This window comes from Arthrobacter sp. ISL-48, from assembly GCF_018613805.1.
Classification (GTDB): Bacteria; Actinomycetota; Actinomycetes; order Actinomycetales; family Micrococcaceae; genus Arthrobacter.
Genome location: NZ_JAGGPL010000034.1, coordinates 1 through 21,795 on the forward strand (window position 1 = coordinate 1; position 21,795 = coordinate 21,795).

The following is a 21,795-nucleotide window of genomic DNA, read 5'->3' on the forward strand; positions in this document are numbered from 1 at the left end:
ACAGAACCGGGGGCAGTCCCGTCCGAAGATTTGGAAGATCGAATGGCTGCCCTTCAAAGTGAGGAAGCACCACACCCGAAGGATGTCGGTTCGGTTCGAACTGACTACCGCGCCTGGCACAGCCGGGCCAGCCGCGTCCTCCCCCCCCCGACGCCAAGGGCAGGTTCGACGAGCAGCGGGACGGAAGCATGGTGAAGCCCGGCATTGACCGCTTTCTGAGCGAGCCTCGAACCGAGTCAATCTTCAAAGCGCCTGACGGATCCTTTCCCATGGGCCAGCGCTGGCAATACCCATTCACCCAAGTGCGCAGCCGGTTGGAAAAGCAACGGAGTCAACTGGCTGATGCCGAACCCGAAGAATCCCCTGCTGCACTCGTGGCAGCAGATTTGGCAAAGGTCTTAAGGCGTTTCCCCGATTTCATTCACGTTCTACAACAACGCCGGCCGGAATGGCCTATCGCAGAGGCGATAAAAGATGAACGCGAGCTTCAGGTCATTGTAGAAGCCCTGCTGCGGACTCTCTTCGACGATGTCAGACCCGAGGACTACACTCCCTCCAGAGGAGGGGCGAATTCAAGAGTTGACTTCGTTCTGCCTGAGGTGGGGGTAATCGTCGAGACCAAGATGACCAGGGAGAGCCTGAGCGCCAAAAAGCTAGGTGAGGAGCTTATAGTCGATGCAGGACGCTACCCCGCCCATCCCAACTGTGAGGCCATCGTCGCGTACGTCTATGATCCAGACAAGCGCCTGCAGAACCCCCGGGGTATCGAACGTGATTTGACCCAAACGACCGGGAACGGCATTTCATTTTTTTGTGTCATCTCCTGACCAGGCCGTATCAACCGTCCTGCTCCAAATCCAAAATGTCACAGCCCCTCCTTATGGTGTCTGCATGCATTCCTTCACCCGTCGCGGAGTCCGCTCACGCCGCTTCCCGGAAGTAACCCGCCAAGAAATCGAGACCTTCCTCGCCCTGGACGAGGAAAAACAATTTGAAGACCTGCGCAGCCTTCGTACCCGCGCAGCACATTTGAGCGGCGGAAGCTTAGGCGCCTTCACGGCGTTGTACCCGATTGCATACTCCTACGTATTTGACCAGCACGGCATGGCACGCGCCGCTACGCGCTTGGCCTTCTACGAACGAGCCCTCCAAACATGACCAGGGGACGGCTAGTTCTTACAAAGCGCCAGGCTCGGTTCTTTCGGTTTGACAGGAACCAGGGCCGCCACTGGCCTCACACTCACTGGCCAATCCGGAAGCCAGCTTCGGACGAAGAACCAGTTGACGGCGTTCAGCGCACTGATGGTCCGAAGCCGAGCCAGTAGAGTGAGCCCATGATTAGCTCTCGGTATGCAGCGCCGGCCTGCATCGCGTTTGCCGGGCTGCTTCTCGCTGGCTGCGCAGCGCCTGCGTCACCGGCAGCCGAGGAGGCTTCAACACCGCCGACTTCGACGGTGTCGACATCAGCTGCCCCGGTCAGCGCGCTGACGGATGCGGAGCGTATCACCAAGGCGGAGGCCGCAGCTCAGGCTGCGCTTCCCAATGCTCCCATCTGGAAAGGCATGACTTTCAAGGGGCTCGTCGTTGACGCATCCGAGGTCTGCGTCGACCGCACCTGGGCGCCAGGAGGAGGTCCGGATCACGTAGGCGGGAATGCAGGCTACGTCGTAGTCAGCTTTCCTGCGGTCACCCTGGGCAAGCCCAAGAACGCACCTGCGCAGCTTATGTACCAACAGCCACAAAAGCAACGGCCAAGGTTGAGGTGCCCGCTGCGGTAGCCAAAGATCCAGGTCTTCTCGTCAGCACCACTTTCGGAGATAAATGGCCGCTGACAGTTCCTTACGTCGTTGCCCACTGTCAGGGCATCACGGTAGCCGGCCGACACCTCCAGGTGGCCACCGTCGATGCTCCGGATGGCAAGACCTACGCAGCCAATGGCACAGCCAAGGATCACGGCAACTATCTCGACATTGATTCAATCTGGGCGCCGAACCCCGATGGTTCCGGTCTGAAAATCGATTTCAGCCCAGTCATTGATGCCGCTCTTGCACTTTGCAGTTGACCCTCGCGGCTTCTCGGCTGCTGCCCCGGTCACGCGCTAGGCCTTGTGACGGCCTGGCGGGGCACTTTCCCCTGCCTGGCGTCCTCGTGCTGTAGGCCTTAGGAACCGAACCGGCTCCGAACCAGCACCGCGATACCCGGGCGGGCTTCCTGCTGAAATCGACGAACTTATGATGGCGAGCCTTTCCTCTCCGAACGTCCCATGAAGAAACGAACAGCGACCTGCATGACCAACCGACAGGCAGGCCTCCAAGAAGTGAACGCGGACCACCACCGCGGCAGGCGGGCCATCCGCCTCGTCCCCGGCCAACACGTGCTCGACCTGGCTGGCGGCAGACGAGGCGGACGTAATGTCAAGTAGCCTGGTTGAAGCTTCAACTATTTTACGATCGTTCCCGGCAATTTGCTAGTGCAGGCTAAAGCCGAGCCCTGGGCAGCGGTTGGATAGTTGGCATTGTTGCTCTTGCTTTCATTGGACCCTGGGGCAAGTTGAGGCCGCGCCAGGCCGACCTCGCCTCGGACGCCCCTTGACCTTGACGCGACAACCCTTGCTGCGGGCGTTTACCCGCCACCCGGGTAAATGTGTTACATTTTTGCCATCAGACATTGCCCCCCTCTGAGCTCCGGCTCAAGGGGGCAATTTTCATTAAGCGATATACGGTGATTCGTGGAGTATACGAAGGAATTCAAAGAGCGCGACGAGCTGCTTGGACAACTCGCAGACCGCGGCCTTGCCGTTCCTGACCCCACCGTAGCGCTTAACTTCCTCACCCGTGTTGGTTACTTCCGCTCTGGTGCGTACCGGTACGTTTTCCGGCAGTTGCTTCCACCTGAGAAGATCGATGCGCGCCTGCACCAATACCGTTCCGATGACTACATAGCCGGGGCGAGCATTGAGCACGTCCTGAAGCTCGAAGCTTTCGACTTCAAGCTGGCCCGCGTCTGCCAGGAAGGCCTGCTGGACTTCGAAGTTCGATTGCGGGCTGCCATGGCCCACACGCTCGCGGCGAAGAATGTTGCAGCGCACGCGGACAAGAAATTCCTCGATGCGCACAGCTGCGACCAGCTCAGTGGAGACCAAACCCTTGGCAAGCATACAAAGTTCGATGCGTGGACCACGACTTGGCGGGACGCGGTTAGGTCCGGCGCCGAAGACGAAGACTTCATTAAGCACCACCTGTTGAAGTATCCACACCAGGACGTGCCTATTTGGGCCGTAACCGAGGTCCTGAGCTTCGGAAACCTGCCCTATCTCTTTGAGCTCATGCAGACCCCGGACGCCCGCGAGGTAGCGCGAATGTTCGGGTTCGCCCACCCCAGCCGGTTTGGGGCGATGCTGCGCATGATGGTCGACTTCCGCAACGCGTGCGCGCACGGGTCCCGCCTTTTCAACCGCGCCTTCAAACGATCGGTTGCGCTCGGGCAACATGACACCGACGGCGACCTTCTGGCTCACCTGGTCGGCGCCGACTTCACGAACACACCCAAACCACGTCAAAGGCTCTACATCTACGCCGCCGTCCTGGCGTTCATGCTCAGGTCACACAGCAGTGGCTCCAACTGGCATCTGACTTTCAAGACACAGATCAAAAAGCTCGACATCAAGCTTCAAGCCCCGAACGGGTCCGAGCTCCTATCTCCCAACGTCAGCATGGGCTTCCCGGCTGGCTGGTTGGACTTGGACTTGTGGAAGTCAGCATCCTGACCCCGGGCGCACCGGCTATCGTGTATCGATATTAGCCTCAACGCTCGGGCCGATAAGGACGATGCTGCCAGGCGGACACGAGATTCGCCGGCAACCAGCCAAGTGGCGGCTCAGACCGCTCCAGTGGGCCGGTAACCCAAATGTCGGCCCAGCGTCGGCTGTTGACTTGCGGACCGGCGAGAAATCTGAATCGCATCACATGAAGTGACCGTGTTCAGTCGAAGTAACAACACAACCTCCTGCAACAATGTCACTCATTGAATCGATTGGGCGCTTAGACCAGGCCGGGCATGGGGGTAGTGGTGGGGTTTTACGTTCGAAAGAGCCTGAAGGCGGGTCCGTTCAGGTTCAATCTGAGCAAGTCTGGGCTGGGCGTCAGTGCAGGTGTCCCTGGCTTCAGGGTTGGTTCCGGCCCGCGTGGCAATTATGTGCGTATGGGAGCCGGAGGCGTCTACTATCAGGCGTCGCTCGGTGCTGGACAACGCGCGAATCAGCTCAGCCAGAATCTTGGATGGTCACCCTCTCCCATTCCCGTATCGTCAAATGTCGTTTTCGAAGATCAAAGAGGAGCGAGCGTCCAGTCCCTCTCGCCGACGTCGTCTGACGACCTGGTACAGCAGCTTAACGAGGCAGCGCGCCGGAAGCCGTTGACCCGTTGGGTCGTGATCGCTCTCGTTGTACTGGGCTTGATCACGATGCCTTTTGGCCTCTTTGTCTGGCTTCTTGGCATTCCTGTGGTTTGGTGGGTGGTTTTGCGCGACCGTGCCAGGCGTTCTGTGGTGATTTTCTACGATGTCAACGACGAGCACGCCCGTCAGTTCCAGGGCCTTGTCGACGCAGCGCAAGTACTTGCCCAATCGAAGAAGCTGTGGCGCATTAATGAATCCGGGGCACTGCAAGCGGGTCACCAGCAAAAGGTCAACGCCGGCGCCAGCTCTTTGGTTGGTCGCTCTGTCGCCAGTTCCGCACAGGTCGGGCCTAAGGAATTGATTACAAACATTGCCGTGCCGGGCGTATCTGCCGACGGTACAGCAATGTATTTCCTGCCGGATCGCGTCCTTCTCTCCCACAAGAGTTCCTTCACCGACATCAGCTACGAATCGCTGCGGGTCCAGGAACGGTTGACCAACTTCATCGAGTCCCCCGGCGTGACACCCTCAGACGCCGTCCAGGTTGGATCGACGTGGCAATACGTGAACAAAAACGGCCGTCCCGACGGCAGGTTCAAGAACAACCCAGTGTTGCCGATCATGAAGTACACCGAACTTGAACTCGACAGCGCGAACGGCTTCCGTTGGGTTCTTCAGGTATCAAACGCACAGGCTGCCGCCCGCTTCGCCAGAGAACTGCGTTCAGGCGCTGCCTTCAAACAGGCCACCGGCATCACGCCTATTCCCTCCACTCCCCTAATAGGCCCCGTACCGGAGCCTTCGCCGCGGGCGCTCCTGCCTGCTCCTGAGTCGCCGCCACTGCCCGTTGCACTGCCCAGCACACCCCTCGTGGCGAACGTCGGCCGTAACGAGGCCCGGTGGTACGGACCGGATGAGTATCTTGATTTCGGGCAGGGCACCCGCACACCTGGCATGGTTTATGCGGGCCAAGGCCTCACGTCGCCCCGTGGAGGTTTGGAGCCATCGCTGGTCGACCCCACGCTTCGTATCGATCCCCGTAATCCAGACTGGTCCGGTCAGTGCCTTAATTATTGGCCGTCCTATTCAGAAATCACCCCGGCAGGTAGGGCCGCATATCTCTCTTGGCTCGGACAGGGTCGCCGGCTACCTGACATGCCGATCGGCTATGTTTTCCTCTTCATGTATGGGCTCGAACGGCGTGTCTTCGTGGACATTGCGAAGCAGCCTGAGCTTGCTTCAGAATTGGGCGGGATAAGGGCGGAGATGGTGGCTCTGCTTGGTGTCTACGGCGGTTCAAGCGGTTCGTTCGACTCGTACGCGTCTCAGTTTGTTGATGCGATCGATTTCATCCTGATTCAGGCCACGGATGATCCTCCAGTGCCCCCGGCTCTGGCTGAATCGCGGTGGGTGGTCCCTCTGGCATTGCGGGTTCATCTCGGTGCATTGGCCGCTGACGCCAAGGCGATCCCGGCCGATTGGGCTTTGGCGTGGGCGTGGTTCCATCCTGAAGTTTCTGTCCGGACCCCGGCAACCCGCTGCGCGGAGGAATTCAGGCGCCTGTTCCGCCTCCGCTATGAGCAACGTTTCGGGGACGGATTCACCGTCCGGCCCGGAGCAACCAGGGTGAAGCTCAGCTACACGTCTGCGAGCTCCCAAATCGGCACAGTGAACATGACCCTCGGTGAACTACCGGACGTCTTTGACCAGCGGGCACCGCAAAAGAAGCTCGCTGCCCTGTTCGACGAGGTCACAGCGGAACTTGACGCCTACAGCAGATGGCTCGGCCGCAACCCCGACAAAGCCGGAACTCTCGCTGCAGCCGCGCTCCTCCCAAGCGACCTGCTTGTTGATGCAGAGGGAGCCGTCGGCGATTTCCGGAGCTGGGTTCAGGGGAAACTCGGCGAAGCCAAAACCGTGGAGATCTCGGGACAGGAGCTCTTTGAGCTCTGGCCAGCCAACGGCCAAGACAAGCTGACCAAGCCAGAAGCCGTGAATCTCGCGTCGCTCCTGGAGGGCTTTGGCGCCGGCATCGAACCCGACGTGCGTTTCGGCGGAACAGCGATCACCACCAGCGCACCGGTCGTACTGTTCCGAACCCAGCCGGGCGGCCCGCACTCCGCAACGCCGTCTTACAGCGCAGCGCTAACAATGATGCATCTGGCCGCTGCCGTGATCGCCGCTGACGGGGACGTCTCCCCCGCAGAACTTGACCACCTCACGGCCCACATCGAATCTTCACTGCAGCTGACACAGCCCGAACGCCTCCGCCTGCATGCACACCTTCAATGGCTGGGCGCATCAGAAGTGAAGCTCACGGGCCTAACGAAACGACTGAACACCCTGACCAGCACGCAAAAGGCCGCGCTGGGCGACATGCTGGTCACCGTGGCAGCCGCCGACGGACACATCGCACCGGCAGAGGCCAGTACCCTGCAGAAAATCTACAAACTCCTTGACCTGGACACCGGACTCGTCACGAGCCGTCTTCACTCAGCCATAACAGGACAAAGCGCTGCGGCGTTGGGTCCGGTCACCGTTCGCCCTGCCGGAAACCCGGATCCGGGCTACCCGATTCCCGCACCCCCGGCGCCAGCTGCCCACGGACCCACCACGGCCAACGACTACGCCCTCGACCCCTTGGCAATCCACGCAAAACTCGCCGAAGCCGCCGAAGTCTCGGCCCTCCTGGGCGACATCTTCAGCGATGACTCCAGCGAAGGATTCACGACGGCTGCTGTCAGGCCGGACGCGCCCAAGGCCGACACCACGGAATCGAACGGCGAACATGCAGCACCTCCTGTAGGGGACCTGGATGCAGCCCACTCCCGTCTCGTCCGGGCGTTGGCCGGACGAGAACAAATGCTGTGGACGGACTTTGAAGACCTCTCCGCGCTGCACGGGCTAATGCCGGAAGGTGCCCGAGACACGGTCAACGAAGCCGCGCTGAACGCATCCGATGAGCCTCTACTCGAAGGCGACGAAACCCTCACGATTAATTCCTACGCACTGCAGGAGCTTCTGGCATGACCATTTCCTCGCCGTCCGCCATCCGTCCACGCGAACGTGACGCCCTGCTTCAGTCGCTCAGATCCGGTGTCGTTCCACGGATCGGGCAGCAGCATGTCCAGGTAGGACGAGTCAACGAAGTCAAGGCACTCCTGTCCGACATCAACAGGGTCAACGACGGCGGTTCCGGCAGCCGCTTCGTTATTGGAGACTATGGCTCCGGCAAGACCTTCTTCCTTCATGTCGTGCGCTCTATCGCTCTCCAGCAGAAGCTTGTCACGGTCCATGCCGACCTCTCCCCCGATCGGAGACTTCATGCAACTGGCGGGCAGGCCCGTAGTCTGTACGCCGAGCTCATGCGCAACATGTCCACTCGGGCCAAACCCGACGGCGGAGCGATGTCCAGTGTCGTTGAACGGTTCGTGACCCAGGCACTGACAGAATCCCGCGGCTCCGGCGAGCCGGTGGAAAGCATTATCCGCCGGCACCTTATTGAGCTCTCCGAACTCACTGGTGGTTACGACTTCGCCGAAGTCATCGCCAAATACTGGCAGGGACATGACACCGGTAATGAACAGCTCAAAGCCGATGCAATTCGATGGCTGCGGGGAGAATTCTCGACCCGCACGGATGCGCGTAGTGCCCTGGGCGTCCGAACCATCATTGATGATTCCAATTTCTACGACCAGCTCAAGCTCCTCGCCCGATTCGTACGTTTGGCTGGCTTCGGAGGCATCCTTGTCTGCCTCGACGAGATGGTCAACCTCTACAAACTTGCCAACAGCCAAGCGCGGAACTCGAACTACGAACAAATCCTGAGGATCCTTAACGACTCCACTCAAGGAAGTGCAGCAGGTCTCGGATTCATCTTCGGCGGGACACCCGATTTCCTGTTGGACCCCCGTCGCGGCCTGTACTCCTACGCCGCCCTGCAGTCGCGCCTGGAAGTGAACAGCTACGCCGTCGACGGACTCGTCGACTACTCCGGACCCATCCTGCGTCTGGCAAGCCTAACGCCCGAAGACTTCTACGTTCTACTCAGCAAACTCCGGCATGTCCAGGCAGCGGGCGACAAATCCGCCTATCTGATCAACGATGACGGCATAGCCCAATATATGAGCCACTGTGCTCAGCGTATCGGGGATGCCTACTTCCGCACCCCGCGGAACACTATAAAAGGATTCCTGGACCTGCTCGCTGTGCTCGAACAGAATCCCGACCGTAAATGGACGGACCTCATCACGGGCGTCACCCTCGAACGGGAAACCAACCCAGACCTCGCACTCCTGGAAACCGACGCTGATCAAGAACCGGCGCCGTTCCTTCCCCGGACATCAGTGCGTCCAGCTCAGCCGGCCGACGGCCTTCGACCAAAGAACGACACCGATGACGAGCTTTCAGCCTTCAGGCTCTGACACCGCCCCGGCTCGCTCCGCATTTGACCGACTCCACAGAAACGTCCAGTCCTGGATTTGGGAGCAAAAATGGGCACATCTGCGACCCACCCAGGCGGAAGCCGTTGAGCCCATCCTTCGCGGCGATACGGACGTCATCATCAGTGCAGCGACCGCGTCCGGTAAGACTGAAGCGGCATGGCTCCCGATCCTGTCGGCGCTGGCGCGTGACATGGACGAGTCAGGGCTGCCAGCCGGGGTCAAGGCACTTTACGTTTCACCGCTCAAAGCCCTGATCAACGACCAATACGGCCGCCTGGAAAGTCTGGCTGGCAGCGTGAACATGCCAATTCATCGACGGCACGGTGACGTCACAGGCGGTGCTCGCAGGACTCTGCAGGAATCACCTGACGGGCTGTTGCTTATCACGCCCGAATCCCTCGAAGCCATGTTCGTTATCCAGGGCCCCCGGGTTCCCGCCCTCCTCAACGGACTCCAGTACGTCGTGGTCGATGAACTGCACTCCTTCATCGGAACCGAGCGCGGAGCACAGCTACAATCACTGCTGCACCGGGTAGAACTGGCCATCCGACGGCGGGTTCCCCGCGTCGGCCTGTCCGCCACGCTTTCAGATCCCTCCATCGCCGCGCACTTCCTCCGGCCGGACAACGCGGATGACGTACACGTCATCGGAGGGCACAGTGACGATGCAGCCGAGCTCCGAATGCAGCTCCGCGGATACCTAGCATCCGGAGAAACCCCCACTCTGTCCGGTGACGAGGAAGGGGCCGATGCCGGCCCCGAGAAGCACGCCATTGCAGCCCACCTCTTCGGCAACCTGCGGGGCCAGGACAACTTAGTATTCGCCAACTCGCGCGCCAACGTGGAAACCTACGCCGACCTGCTCAAGGGCATCAGCGACCGCGCCCGCGTCCGGAACGAATTTTTTCCCCACCACGGAAACCTGTCCAAGGAATTCCGGGAAGACGTCGAGTCCCGGCTACGGTCACCTAAGAGCCCAACGACAGCCGTCTGCACCTCAACTCTCGAGATGGGAATTGATATCGGCTCCGCCGATACGGTGGCGCAAGTCGGCGCGCCCGGCAGCGTATCGGCGCTGAGGCAACGTCTGGGCAGGTCCGGGCGACGGGGTAAACCAGCCACCTTACGGCTGTACGTCTCGGAGCAGTCCGTCGACCACCGGACACCGCCGATAGATCAGCTCCGCACCGAGCTGTTCGAAACCATCGCAACGGTAGAGCTGCTCCTCGAAAAATGGTACGAACCGCCCAACACGGATGGCCTCCATCTCTCAACCCTAATCCAACAGATTCTGTGCGTGATTGCCCAACATGGTGGCGCCACCGCCCCGGAACTCCACAGTGCACTGTGCGAGGCAGGACCTTTCCACCATGTCGATCAAACCATGTTCATCCGGCTGCTCCGCAATCTGGGAACCGAAGAAATCATCATGCAGACCTCGGATGGAACCCTCCTCCCGGGCACTAAGGGTGAGCGGCTGATCAACCACTACAGCTTCTACAGCGCTTTTCAAACAGCCGAAGAGTACCGGCTCGTGTCCTCGGGACGGACGCTAGGCTCAATTCCCATAGAACATCCAGTCGTCGAAGGCGGGTTGCTAATCTTCGCCGGGCGACGGTGGCGGGTCCTTGGCGTCGATGCATCCAGCAAAGTCATCAATCTCGGTCCGGCCGGAGGCGGCCGACCGCCGGCCTTCACCGGCGGCGGAATCCAGATCGCCGACGGCATACGCCAACGGATGAAAGAGCTATACGAAGACACTCACGTGCCCGTCTACCTCGACGCAACAGCACAAGCCCTATTCAAGGAAGGCAGAGCGGCGTACGAGCGACTCGGCCTGAAACGGCAGCCGCTGATCGTCTGGGGCGACGACACAATCCTTATCCCCTGGGCCGGCGACAGAGTCATGAACACCCTCCACGTCGTACTCGCCGCAGAGAACTTCGAATCGAGCCTAGACGGGGTCGGAATAACTCTTCGAAAGGCACCCCTCCACGCAGCCGCATCACTTCTCGAACGCCTAGCCGCCGCTGAACCGCCAGAACCTTTACAAGTCGCTGGTTCCGTTGCAGTGAAAGAACGCGACAAGCACGACGCCTACCTGGACGAGCACCTACTCACCCACTCCTACGCTGCCGCAGCTCTGGACGTCGAGGGAACATGGCCCGTTATCAAACACCTGGCCGCAGCCACTGCCGCGTTTGCAGACAACCCGGCCATTGCCCTCACCAAGACTGCCCGGAAACCACACGAACAAGCTGGTACGGAACTACCGCGCAAAGGACCGTATGCCGTTATCGACGTGGAAACAACCGGCTTCTCCCCACAGCGAGACCGCATCGTCGAAATCGCAATCGTGCATGTCAGCGCAGAAGGGACCGTGGACGACGTGTGGTCAACGCTCATCAACCCAGACCAATCGACCGGACCAAGCCACATACACGGGATCACTAACACCGACGTCCGCAATGCTCCCCGATTCAAGGACGTCCTCCCCGAAATCGACAAGCAGTTGGCCGGGGCTACAGTGGTTGCCCACAATGTCGACTTCGACCTCGGCTTCCTCGCATCGGAGTTCAGACGCGCAGGTGCGATAACCCACGATTGGCCCTCACTGTGCACTATGCAACTGACGAAGCGCTTCCATCCTGGCCAAAGCGCTTCTCTATCGGAAATCTGTATGCGGCTCAATATCGAAGTTGGCGAGGCTCATACGGCTGCGGCAGATGCTCTAGCAGCAGCACGGCTGCTCTCCTTCTACATCGGCAAGAGGTCAGAGAACTCAACACAGCGACCGTCACATGGATTGGGTCCAGCGGCCCCACACTGAGGCGCCATGGGATTGGCTGGTGATCGGCGTGGTGCTGGGCCCATGTGCTCGTTTCTTATGAGCAACCGGGTTCGTGTGGCCGGTGGGACTGATGGGCGCCGATTCCCGGAATATTCCAGTCGTAGAACGTCCCCAAACCAGGACCGTCGCCGGAAGAAGAGTCCGGATCCCACACACCTGGACTCCGTCGACGGATCGGACGCCACAGCCACAGATACCCCCAAAGACGTGCCCGCTGAACCCGGAACGTCCCACGACACCGAAGATCCAGGCCGAAGACTCATGTCGCATGAACCGGAGAACTTCATGAAGTAGTGAAGGCAGAACCATGATGAAGGACCAAAATCCAGGTCGACCAGCCGCCCGTGCACAAAGGTGTGCACAAGGTGCACACCCCCTTTGGCCGGACAAACACCCAATGAGCGCCCTCAGACTGGTTCCGGGCGAGCAGTTATGCGAGGAAGACCTCGACGAAAATTCAACTTGGTCATGTCGTCACCACAACTCTTGGCCATGAATAAGTAACGGCCAACAACTGGCCACCGGAAACAGCGAGAATGGACAACCACAACCCTAGATTCCAGCAGGTGGAGGCCCCAGGCCAGGGGACCGGACCCCGCCACCCATACAACCGAACAGGCCACCGCGGCGCCAGGCGCAAACCGCGGACAACGTCAGAGGGACCTGCGAAGGGTCAATGTCCACACATTAAAGCAAAAACCCCTCTGACGAGGGGTCATGCTGTGCCCAAGGTGGGACTCGAACCGGACTCCAGCCCCTGCTAACACTGGGAACTCTTGAAAACATCGGCAATCCGAGCCAGTCCGACCGATGTACGACCCGATCCGACACCCAAGGTGTGCACATTGTGCACACCGTCTTTTTGCCCACTCTGCTGCACTGTCCAGACGACCGCCACGGGCAAGGCTATGCATGGGCAGCTCGGAGCCGCTGTCCGGGACAACCCCTCGTCAACTACCTCCGAATTCGCCACCGGAGCACTTGTCGCCGGCGTGACCGCCACGTCCGCGGCCCCAACTCGGGTCTGAAAGCGGGAGACGTGATCACCAAATCTGGTGATCGGGACGTCACCGCTGCCACGGAATTGACCGCCGCGGCACGGGAAATATCCGCCGGCAGCACGCCACGGTGACCTTCCAGCGATGGCACCGACCACACCACCAACGTCGTCCTTGGCTGAAGTGCGGCTCTGGCCCGTGAGTGCCGCGGGGCGCCGGACGGTGCATTCTTCAGCCATAAGGGTTGCTTATCCGTCCCAGCAGGAATTGGTGTTATTCAGGAAGGAGCTGCTCTTGGAGCCCACGCAGGAGGCACCGTAGGCCGAAGGAGAACTCTTCGGGCAGAGGACGGGGGATGAGCTGCGCTATCGCGGTGGTGTTGGGGTAGTTCTGGGCGTCCATGAGCTGCGCAAGGGTCTCTGCCTCAAGGACAGGGGCCACTGTGCCGGGTGGTTCGGCTTGCATGGCAAAGCCGAGTACGTAGTGCCCGAGTGTGGCTACGGCACGGACGGCTACGTCAGAGGTGAACCCAGCATCCAGGAGCACGGTGAGGAGTGTTTCGCGGAGGGCCAGTGCGTTCTTCCCGACGGGGACGCTTTCGGCCAGGAGGGCTGCGGCCCGCCCGTGACGTGAGAGCACCTCGAAGAGCGTGGTTGAGATCCGACGGCAGGCCTCATCCCACGGGAGCTCACTGATGTCACCAACGCCATCACGTGCTTCGCCGATGAGTTGGTCCAGCACAAGTGCGATCAGTTCCGCGCGGCCGGACACGTGTCGGTACAGGGTTGCAGTGCCGGATGAGAGCCTCGTGGCCAGAGTGCGGAGGGAGAGTGCGTCGGCGCCTTCTTCGTCAATGATCTGGAGGGCGGCGTCGATGATGCGCTGCTTCGGAAGCGGAGGCCTCCCGGGGCGCCGTTCAGTGGTGGTCATGCCTGTGCTCTCTGGGTTCGCTTCGCTGCTGTCCACTCACCGTAGCCGAAACCGTGCCCCTCGTCCGAACCGGGTTTCAGGACCATCCGGTCCATTCAGCCACACCGCGTCCCATGACAAGTTCGAGGTCACTGCCGCTTAGCCAGGGCAGGTGATCTGTGAACATTGTTCGATGCTCTGCCCAGGGCCTGTCGAAGCGGGTGATATCACTGCCCCAGAACATTCGGTGGGGTCCATACGCATCGAATGTCCGACGCAGGACGTCATGTGTGCTGGTGTATGGATAGTCATCTGTTGCCATGCTTGCCACCCCCGACGCTTTCACGGCCACATTCGGCAGGGATGCCAACTCGAGAAGGTCGTCGAGATGCGCGACGGCGGCGGGAACCTTCTCGAACGGGCTGACCAGCAGGTGGTCGAGCATCAGCCGGATAGCGGGGTACCGCTGAGCGATGCCTCGGATGAGCGACAGATGCTGCGGCATGACCATTAGTGCGACGGGGATCTCCAACCGATCAGCGCCCGCCCACACCCAGTCGAATGCCCCTGACGAAATCAGATTGCCTGCGTTCGGTGCATAGAGGAGAAATCTCAGCCCGAGCATTCCGGGCTTTTCCATCCATTCGTCGACGAGGCTCTCATCTGGTGTCCCGTCGAGAGGAAGCCATCCCATCGTCGCGAACCTGTCCGGGTGCTGGAGAGCAGCTTCAATGGCGTAATCATTGGCTGTTGGGTCCCAGATCGCGGGGCAGTTGATTGCCCTGTCGACGCCGGCTTCGTCCATTTCACGAAGGGCACGGTCGATGGTGTATGGAGTGCGAAGGTGGTGAGGCGGAGTGTTCTGGCCGTTCCAGAGATGGATTTGCGCATCAATAATCTTCATCTTCGGTCCTTTAGGGAGTGATGATTGCGACCGCGTCGAGCTGCGCGCGGGCCCAGTCGGCGATGAGCATGTCGCGGTCGCTCTTGTGGTTGTAGATGCAGTGGTTCCCGTCTGAGAACACCACCATCTGTTTGTGTTCCGTGGGGGCCGTGATGAGTAGGGTTTGCGCCATCTCAGCGGAAACCAAGGGGTCATCGCCGCCATGGATCACCAGCAACGCGTAGTCGATATTTGACCCACTAGTCAGGGGTGTGACGGTTTCCCAGACGCTGACCGCCGACTGCGGGTCATTGGTGCCACAGAAGGCCACCATCTTGGAGAAGAACGTCCCCATACTTGGTGGCACCATCCATGGGGCCGGGATTCCGCCGTTCTCACAGCAAGCGACCACGCGACGGTCGGTAGCCGTGACAGCCATCGCAATGCTGCCACCCATGCTGTTGCCGATGAATGCGATCGGCCGGCCCGGCGCTCGGTCGGCAAGGAAGTCGATAGCGGAGCGGTAGGCATCCCGCCACCCCGGCCCCAGGTAATGCCGGTGCGTGAAGCGACTTTCACCCTGGCCTGGTCCGTCCAGGAGCAGTGTGTCGATTTGGCGGGCGGCGAGGGAATCACCCAGACTCTGGAAGTCCATCGCGTACCCCTCGATCCCGCCAATCACGATTGCCGATCCAACAGACTCCTGCCCTCCCGAGATGAGCCAGCCGGCCAGCAGGCCTGCGGGTGTGTCGATGGTCACCCGGGACCGATCGAGGGAGAGCACGGCAGCTTGGGCGTATAGTTCCGCAGCCGCAGCGTAGATCTGCCGACGCTCCACGGTATCGGTGAGCATCATCACCTGGCTCATCCGAAGCAGGGCCGAACCCCGTCGCAGGTAGGTAATACGCGTCGGAAACGACCACATCGCGTCCCCGGCGGCGCTGGAAATGCACACGTTCGCTAGTTCGGTGGCGGCGTACTGCCACCCCTGCCCCCGTAGCACCCGCTCATGAAGCTCTTGAGCGTCTGCTGGATCCACACCATAACCGACGAGACGGTCCACCGTGAACTGCCGCAGGGCCGCCTGTGCCTCCGCAGAAAGCCCCTCGCGACGCTCATCTCCAAGAATCGCGCGGGAGGAATATTCGCGCACCTTGACGGTTCCAGAACTAGGGTTGATCATCGTAAACACCTCATTGTGGTCAGAGAAACGGGAACCGCCGCTTGCGGCGATAGATCAACCGCTATGATGCAGACGCCGGCAGCATGGCACCAACGCGCCCGATGAGCGAGGCCGGGTCGCCGCCGTCGGTGGCGGCTGCGATGTACCCGTCGGGACGGACAAGGATCAGGCCGTCGCCGCTCACTCCATAGATTCGCCGGAACGCGTCATTCTGACCGACCAGGTGGACCCGAACCAGCCCAGCACCCTGCGAGGGCCACGCGACCTCCGCTGCAGTGGAAACAGCTCTGGAACCGATGGCGACCAGTGTGAAGTGCGGTCCGCGGAAGGCGTCGAATAGCGTCTTTGCCCGGCCAGCGGCATCGGTGATCGGTGCGTCAGGTGCACGATCGCCAGCGTTTGGCGCCATCGACGAGTTGGCTTCGCCAAGGGCGAGCGGGCCCCCGCGGTAGGAGAGACTGAGCTGTCGTTCCTCGTCGCCGCGTTTCGAACCGGCCAACGGGCTGTCGCCCATTCGGGCGTACACCTCGGTGGAGAGCCCGAGCACGCGCGCGGCGATCGGCTGCCGCTCGGCTTCATAGGTATCCAGCAGCGCTTTCGGTGCGCCGGCAAGAACCTGCCCCAGCTTCCAGCCGAGATTGTATGCGTCCTGCACGCCGGTATTCAGGCCCTGACCACCAGCTGGCGGGTGCACATGCGCGGCGTCGCCTATCAGGAACACCCGGGCGGAGCGGTAATGTTCAGCCAGCCGGATATTGGGACGCCAGAGCGAAGACCAGTGAATCTCGGCGACCTCGATTTTGGTGCCGCCAACGAACTCCCGCACCATCCGTTCAATGGCCTCAGGCGCAAGATCCGCAGGATCATCCGGGCGCAGCTTCAGCATAAGCTGGAACTTGCCATCAGGGAGCGGGCAGAGTCCCATGAACCGGCCTGCGTTGCGCGGCCAAATGTGCCAGCGGTCCCGTGAAAGCCCGTTCAACGTCACGTCCGCGACGATCATTCGGTCGCTTTCATCAGTCGTCCCCTCGAAGGGGATTTTGGCGCCCCGCCGCACTACGCTTCCACCACCATCCGCGCCAACCAGATAACGGGCATGGATCTGGTCCACTCCGAACGCTCCCTCTACCGTTGCGGTGACTCCATCGACGTCCTGCTCGTGCGAGAGCAGCCGGGTGTTGTACTCAACAGCCCCGCCAAGCTCACTCAGTCGCTGCCGGAGGCTGGCGTCCGTTGCGTACTGCGGGGAAAGGAGTGTATTTGGGTGGGGCACGTCCTCGGTGACCTTATGCAGCTTGATCATGGTGCGCCGCAGGCGAAGCGGACCGAGGTGGACTCCCAGTGGCGGATACAACGTCGATCGCGGCTGCAGGAGGGGAAGTACACCAAGGTCATCGAACACTTCCAGTGTGCGCGGCTGCACTCCCTTGGCCCGGGACCCCGGGAAGCCGGCCTCGGCAGCATCGACCACACGGGTCCGGACACCACGGCGGGCCAGGTCCGTCGCCATCGTTAGTCCGCTCGCACCAGCGCCCACAATCAGCACATCGATCATCATGACCCCATCCCTACGTCACTCGGTGGGCCGCACAACCGCCCATGGCGTCGCGTTGCTCCACACATCGGTTATGGCTACACTGTATCCATAATAGGTGAAGCAAACAATAACCGCAGCAGTCGAGGGCAGGGAGAGAGCTCATCCATGGAGGATTCACACGAGGAGAACACCGTAGTGTGGTGCCGGGCATGAGGGGAAGCGAGTTCGCCGGACGGGCCTCGCGTGAGCAGCAGGCGGATTCCATCAAGGAGGGCATCTACCTCACGTTTGCCGCTCTCGCGGTCAGCCTTGCGGTCGCGGTGCACGGCGACGTCGAAGCCGCCAGCGCTCTCGCAACGTTGCTCGTGTCCGCGGCCGGAATGGTGTTAGCCATCTTCGTCGCCGACATCGTTTCCCACCTTGTGGTTCACGACCTCCTGATGACCCGAGCGGGACGACGTCATTCCTTCCGGTCAGCGTTCGGCGCGCTGGCCACGATCGTTCTTCCTACTGCCTTGCTCGCGGCCGCCGCCATGGGATGGTGGCCTGCGGATACTGCCGTGTGGGCCGCAGTCGCTGCCCTCGCCGCCACCCTCCTGGTGATCACCGCGCTGGCGATCAAGGGCACAGCACTCCCCTGGTGGCAACGCATCGCCCTGGTTGGCAGCCTCGCGGCACTCAGCCTCGCCGTCATCGGCGTACAGACCATTGCGCACAGCCACTAGCCGCGCACATTCTTCCCGGCGCTAAGCGAAAAGACGCCACCTCCAACCGGGCCATGCGGCAGGTGGTGCTTCAGCGCAATTTTTTTACTCAGTCCGTTCGGCGTTGGCGGTTACGAGATGGAACGACGGCAACCGGGAGATGCTCTCGGAGACGGAAGCGGCAGTTAACATGATGGTGCGATCCGGCCGGACAACGGCGGCAGCAATTCGATGCCGGACAAGCCACTGGTGGAGTTCGGAGCCAGCCTCGGGGGCCACCGGCGCCGCACCCTTCTGAAGGATCCGTTCACGCTCTGCGGACGTGATCGCGGGAGCCAGCAGCGTGAAGCCGTTTCCGGCGATCTCGTCGAACCGGGCGGCGTTCGAGGTGACCGACGTCGGGGCATTGGGGCAAAAGCGTCCGACGGCGGAGGTGCCAGTGAGTGCCAAAAAGCGGGTGCGAAAGCCTGCGGGCCTCGCCGTGCCGGACGGTTCAGGGGCGGCCGCCAGGTGCAGGCCCGGTATGAGGAGCCTCCGCAGGACGGAACCGACGCGTCCACCTGCCGTCATGGCCCGGCCGACAAACTTTGCGAGGTTGATGGTTCTCTTGGCGTGCCGCCTGCGCTCCGCCTGGTAGCTGTCAAGCGTGATACCGGGGAGGTCCCCGGCAAGAACGCCGGCGAGCTTCCATGCCAGGTTCATGGCATCACGGAGTCCCGCCCCCATGCCCTGACCGATGAACGGTGGAGTCAGGTGGGCGGCGTCGCCGAGCAGGAAGATACGGCGGTCGCGCCACTTGTTGGCAACCTGGGCGCGGAAGGTGTACTCCACAACGCGGATCACGTGCAGGTCCTCTGCCGGGGCGTCACGAGTCCATGGCCGTATCAGCGGATGGAGCGCCTCCAGGGAGGAGAAATCCGCGGCGGTCTCACCGGGCAGCAGCCGGAACTCCCAACGGTAACGGACCTTTCCAACGCGCATGTAGGTACCGGCGCGGTGGGGGTCGCACAGCTGGTGGACACCGTCCCATTGGTTCAGCGGCACGGTAGTATCGACGTCGAGAATCAGCCACCGCTGTTCGAAGCCAAGGTCCTCCATCACGGCACCCATTGCCTCCCTCACCACGCTGTTGGCGCCGTCGCAGCCCAGGACGTAGCCGGCCAGGACCGATTCGCGTGCGCCGGTCACACGGTCCGTGAAATCCACCCTGGCTGTGGTGTTGCCCTGCGTTACACGGTTCACCTCGACATCGCCGCGCAACGACACGGACGGAACTGAGCGAAGGTTCTCACGCATCAGCTGTTCCAGGCCGGGCTGGTCAAACATGTTGGCCTGCGGGTACCCGTGTGTGGCGCTGTCCGCCGATCGCTGGAATTCCGCGATCACCCGGTGCTCAGCGGTGAGCAGACGCAGTCCGCGTGCCGGCCGGCTCATCGCCGCGAACCGGGCCGCCACCCCCAGCCGGTTGAGAATGCGGTAAATCTCGTCGTCGAGATGTACCGCCCGTGGCAGCTGGTAAACGCCCTCCCATCGGTCCAGGACGAGGCACTCGACGCCGTACTGGCCAAGTAGGGTGGCTACCGCCAGTCCCGAAGGCCCGGCACCGACGACGACCACCGGCACCGCGCGGCCGTCGGAGGCCTGCTCGCTCATCACCTTGCCGCCATCGCGACGAAAAGGTAGCTGACCAGTGCCGCGGTCATGACCGCGGCCGGGGTGATCTCGCGTGGACCGTCACCCCTCCTGAAATGGGTGATGCCAGCTCCGGTCATCAAAAGCACCAAGCCGATGGCTGCTGAGACGCCGATCCAAGGTTCAACCAGCCCGAGCAGGAGGCCCAGGGTGGCCAGCAGTTCCAGTGCTCCGATTCTTTTGTACGCCGTACTACTGAACCCCACATGAGCGGCCCGGGCAGGCATGCCCGCTGCGCCAACAACTTTGGCCAGCCCGAGGATGGCGAAGCATGCAACGAGCAATATCGTGAGGAAAATGGTCATCGGTCTGCCTCTACTGTGAGCCTTCGCGTGATCCGCCACTGGACGCCGTACTCGTTGAGGGCACTTTGGACAGCTGCATCCGAGGCCTCGTCCACACTCACGGTGACAACTATTGTGCCGTCTTTGATATCAGCTTCCACGGCATGCACGGTTGGCATCCCTTGCAGGGCTTCGCTCATCGCCAACCGGGTCGCGTCCGCCCGGAGGGCGAGTTTGTATGGTTTGCCAACGGCAGTGACCGGAAGCTGGCCAAGGACGGTGACGGACTTCGGCGAGGACGCCCGTTCCGCGACCCTCGCGTCCGCCCATTGGATCAGCTCTTCTGTGGTGGTGGCTGCGCCCGCCGCCAGTGTGACGTAAGCGACCGGCACCTCTCCCGCGTGCCGGTCAGGTCTGCCGACTGCCGCTGCCCCGGTCACTTCGGGATGCGTAAGGAGGGCGTCCTCGATGATTGCGGGGTCGATGTTGTGGCCGCCGCGGATAATCAGGTCCTTGGCACGGCCGGTGAGGTGGACGAAGCCGTCCTCGTCGACCCGTCCGAGGTCGCCGGTGTCCAGCCAGCCGGCGCGCAGTTTGCCGAGGCCGTCGAGCAAGTGACCGCCGGGGCCGTTACCGACGACATAGCCAGGAAAAACAGTTGGCCCCTTGATGACCAAGAGACCAGATATGTCTGGTCCGGCATCATGCCACTGGCCGGCGTCATCTACCAGCACCGCCTTGATCTCCTGGTAGGGCAGCCGGCAACCGAGCGACCCGGTCCTGGCGGCACCAGGGAAGCTACGCACGCTGACGCAGGTGGCTTCCGTCAGGCCGTACCCCTCGATGAGGGCCACACCGGTGGCGCCCTCGAAGCCGGCACGCACTGCGGCCGGCAGCGGGCTGGCTCCCACCATGGCCTGTCGGAGGCTGCTGGTGTCCGCGTTGACGGAACACATAGCGAGCGTGGCGTAGACGGTGGGGACAGCGCTCATCGCGGCGATCCGATGGTGCTGGACCAGCTTCCAGAAGACGCCGTAAAGAGCAGGCTCGCGGTAGCCCAGCGGCCCTGCCCACACGACTGACTGTCCCTTGAAAAGGGGCGCAAGGACGGTCACCACAAGGGCGTTCACATGGAACAGCGGCAGACCAGCGAAGTACACGGCATCCTCGTCGAGGAGGTCGTTGGCCGCGACCATCCAGGCGTCGGCTACCTCATTGGCGTGCGTGTGCGCCGCCAGCTTCGGGGTGCCGGTGGTTCCGCCGGTGTGGAACAGTGATGCCAGATCGTCTGTTCCAGGCAAGTCCCCGTGGAAACGCTCGGAGGAGGATCCGGCTGCCCGGCGCATCAGGTAGTCCACGCTTGCGTGCCCGGCTGTCGTGACTGGGCCGGAAGGACCCTGGCCGGTAGGCGACATCAGGAGCACGCAGTCCACCAGGCCCTTCCTTGCAAGGGTTAGCGCGGCCTCGGTGACGGCCGGATCGAGATCCGGCCCGGCAGCCACCAGCACACGCGCACCCGAACGCTGGAGCAGCTCGGCGATGTGATCCTGGGACAGGCCGGGGTTGATCGGGGCAACGACACCGGCGACTTGGGCGGCCAGTGTCGCGGAGATGAGCTCCTGGCAGTTGGGCGAGAGGAGGGCTACCGCGTCGTGGCGCCCCACGCCGATTTCTGCCAGCAGGTTCGCTATCCGGTTCACGTCCGCGAGAAGCTCGGTGAACGTCAATCTGACGGGTTCCTGCCAGCGCTCAGCGTTCGGAAGTACTGCCGCCGCCGTGCGGTCCGGCCACCTCCGGGCGGCCCGGCACAGCAGCTCGTACGTCGACGCCGGGAGACCGCGTTCGGAAAGAGGGATCATTTCAATTTCGACGACGTCTTGGGGCCTTGAGCACTGAGGCCAAAGAGTCATGCCG

At 61.8% G+C, this 21,795-nt stretch carries 17 protein-coding genes and 1 pseudogene; 11 read left to right on the forward strand and 7 right to left on the reverse strand.

The genetic code is table 11. The annotated features are described in order from the left end of the window. Positions 1-188 precede the first annotated feature (188 nt). From J7E83_RS20690 to J7E83_RS20725, 10 genes and pseudogenes are all read left to right on the forward strand, one after another. On the forward strand, positions 189-827 hold the full coding sequence (locus J7E83_RS20690; protein ID WP_214966005.1) for a hypothetical protein: 639 nt from the start codon (positions 189-191) through the stop codon (positions 825-827). A 64-nt stretch (positions 828-891) separates the two neighbouring features. Beyond that, positions 892-1,158, forward strand: a complete 267-nt coding sequence (locus tag J7E83_RS20695; RefSeq protein WP_214966008.1) for a hypothetical protein — start codon at positions 892-894, stop codon at positions 1,156-1,158. 176 nt (positions 1,159-1,334) lie between these two features. After that, entirely contained in the window at positions 1,335-1,778 is a 444-nt protein-coding gene (locus J7E83_RS20700) for a hypothetical protein (protein WP_214966010.1), read from the forward strand. After that, positions 1,763-2,062, forward strand: a complete 300-nt coding sequence (locus J7E83_RS20705; RefSeq protein ID WP_214966012.1) for a DUF2511 domain-containing protein — start codon at positions 1,763-1,765, stop codon at positions 2,060-2,062. Before J7E83_RS20700 ends, J7E83_RS20705 begins: the two co-directional genes overlap by 16 nt. 225 nt (positions 2,063-2,287) lie before the next feature. Next, positions 2,288-2,422 (forward strand): hypothetical protein, encoded by a 135-nt coding sequence (locus J7E83_RS21475; RefSeq protein WP_285289389.1) that lies wholly within the window; start codon positions 2,288-2,290, stop codon positions 2,420-2,422. 306 nt (positions 2,423-2,728) lie between these two features. Further along, the gene (locus J7E83_RS20710; protein WP_214966014.1) at positions 2,729-3,766 is read left to right on the forward strand and encodes an Abi family protein; all 1,038 of its coding nucleotides are present in this window, start codon (positions 2,729-2,731) and stop codon (positions 3,764-3,766) included. Positions 3,767-4,056: 290 nt separating this feature from the next. After that, a pseudogene (locus J7E83_RS21660) lies at positions 4,057-4,212 on the forward strand (DUF4236 domain-containing protein); the annotation flags it as partial. Between the two features lie 216 nt (positions 4,213-4,428). Next, positions 4,429-7,425 carry a TerB N-terminal domain-containing protein gene (locus J7E83_RS21345; protein WP_311379842.1) on the forward strand — a complete coding sequence of 999 codons (2,997 nt, stop codon included), beginning with the start codon at positions 4,429-4,431 and terminating at the stop codon, positions 7,423-7,425. Continuing rightward, on the forward strand, positions 7,422-8,819 hold the full coding sequence (locus tag J7E83_RS20720) for an ATP-binding protein (protein WP_214966018.1): 1,398 nt from the start codon (positions 7,422-7,424) through the stop codon (positions 8,817-8,819). Before J7E83_RS21345 ends, J7E83_RS20720 begins: the two co-directional genes overlap by 4 nt. After that, complete coding sequence (locus J7E83_RS20725; protein WP_214966019.1) at positions 8,791-11,670, forward strand: DEAD/DEAH box helicase; 2,880 nt, start codon at positions 8,791-8,793, stop codon at positions 11,668-11,670. Before J7E83_RS20720 ends, J7E83_RS20725 begins: the two co-directional genes overlap by 29 nt. A gap of 1,292 nt (positions 11,671-12,962) precedes the next feature. Here J7E83_RS20725 and J7E83_RS20730 read toward each other — a convergent pair. The 4 genes from J7E83_RS20730 to J7E83_RS20745 form a co-directional block, all read right to left on the reverse strand. Next, the gene (locus tag J7E83_RS20730; protein ID WP_214966020.1) at positions 12,963-13,619 is read right to left on the reverse strand and encodes a TetR/AcrR family transcriptional regulator C-terminal domain-containing protein; all 657 of its coding nucleotides are present in this window, start codon (positions 13,617-13,619) and stop codon (positions 12,963-12,965) included. Positions 13,620-13,695: 76 nt separating this feature from the next. Beyond that, positions 13,696-14,502 (reverse strand): amidohydrolase, encoded by an 807-nt coding sequence (locus tag J7E83_RS20735; RefSeq protein ID WP_214966021.1) that lies wholly within the window; start codon positions 14,500-14,502, stop codon positions 13,696-13,698. Between the two features lie 10 nt (positions 14,503-14,512). Next, entirely contained in the window at positions 14,513-15,664 is a 1,152-nt protein-coding gene (locus tag J7E83_RS20740; RefSeq protein WP_214966022.1) for an alpha/beta hydrolase, read from the reverse strand. A 61-nt stretch (positions 15,665-15,725) separates the two neighbouring features. After that, positions 15,726-17,222, reverse strand: a complete 1,497-nt coding sequence (locus tag J7E83_RS20745) for an FAD-dependent monooxygenase (protein ID WP_214966023.1) — start codon at positions 17,220-17,222, stop codon at positions 15,726-15,728. A 188-nt stretch (positions 17,223-17,410) separates the two neighbouring features. On the opposite strand from J7E83_RS20745, the gene J7E83_RS20750 reads away from it, so the two are divergent. Next, entirely contained in the window at positions 17,411-17,926 is a 516-nt protein-coding gene (locus J7E83_RS20750) for a hypothetical protein (RefSeq protein WP_214966024.1), read from the forward strand. An 84-nt stretch (positions 17,927-18,010) separates the two neighbouring features. Here the strand turns inward: J7E83_RS20750 and J7E83_RS20755 are convergent, their stop codons facing one another. From J7E83_RS20755 to J7E83_RS20765, 3 genes are read right to left on the reverse strand one after another with little or no spacing between them, the layout of a single operon-like run. After that, positions 18,011-19,558 carry a bifunctional 3-(3-hydroxy-phenyl)propionate/3-hydroxycinnamic acid hydroxylase gene (locus tag J7E83_RS20755; protein ID WP_214966026.1) on the reverse strand — a complete coding sequence of 516 codons (1,548 nt, stop codon included), beginning with the start codon at positions 19,556-19,558 and terminating at the stop codon, positions 18,011-18,013. Continuing rightward, the gene (locus tag J7E83_RS20760; protein WP_214966028.1) at positions 19,558-19,902 is read right to left on the reverse strand and encodes a DoxX family protein; all 345 of its coding nucleotides are present in this window, start codon (positions 19,900-19,902) and stop codon (positions 19,558-19,560) included. The genes J7E83_RS20755 and J7E83_RS20760 overlap by 1 nt, the downstream gene beginning before the upstream one ends. Next, a complete protein-coding gene (locus J7E83_RS20765; RefSeq protein WP_285289390.1) occupies positions 19,899-21,791 on the reverse strand; it encodes an acyl-CoA synthetase in 1,893 nt (630 codons plus the stop codon). Before J7E83_RS20765 ends, J7E83_RS20760 begins: the two co-directional genes overlap by 4 nt. Between the last annotated feature and the right edge of the window lie 4 nt (positions 21,792-21,795).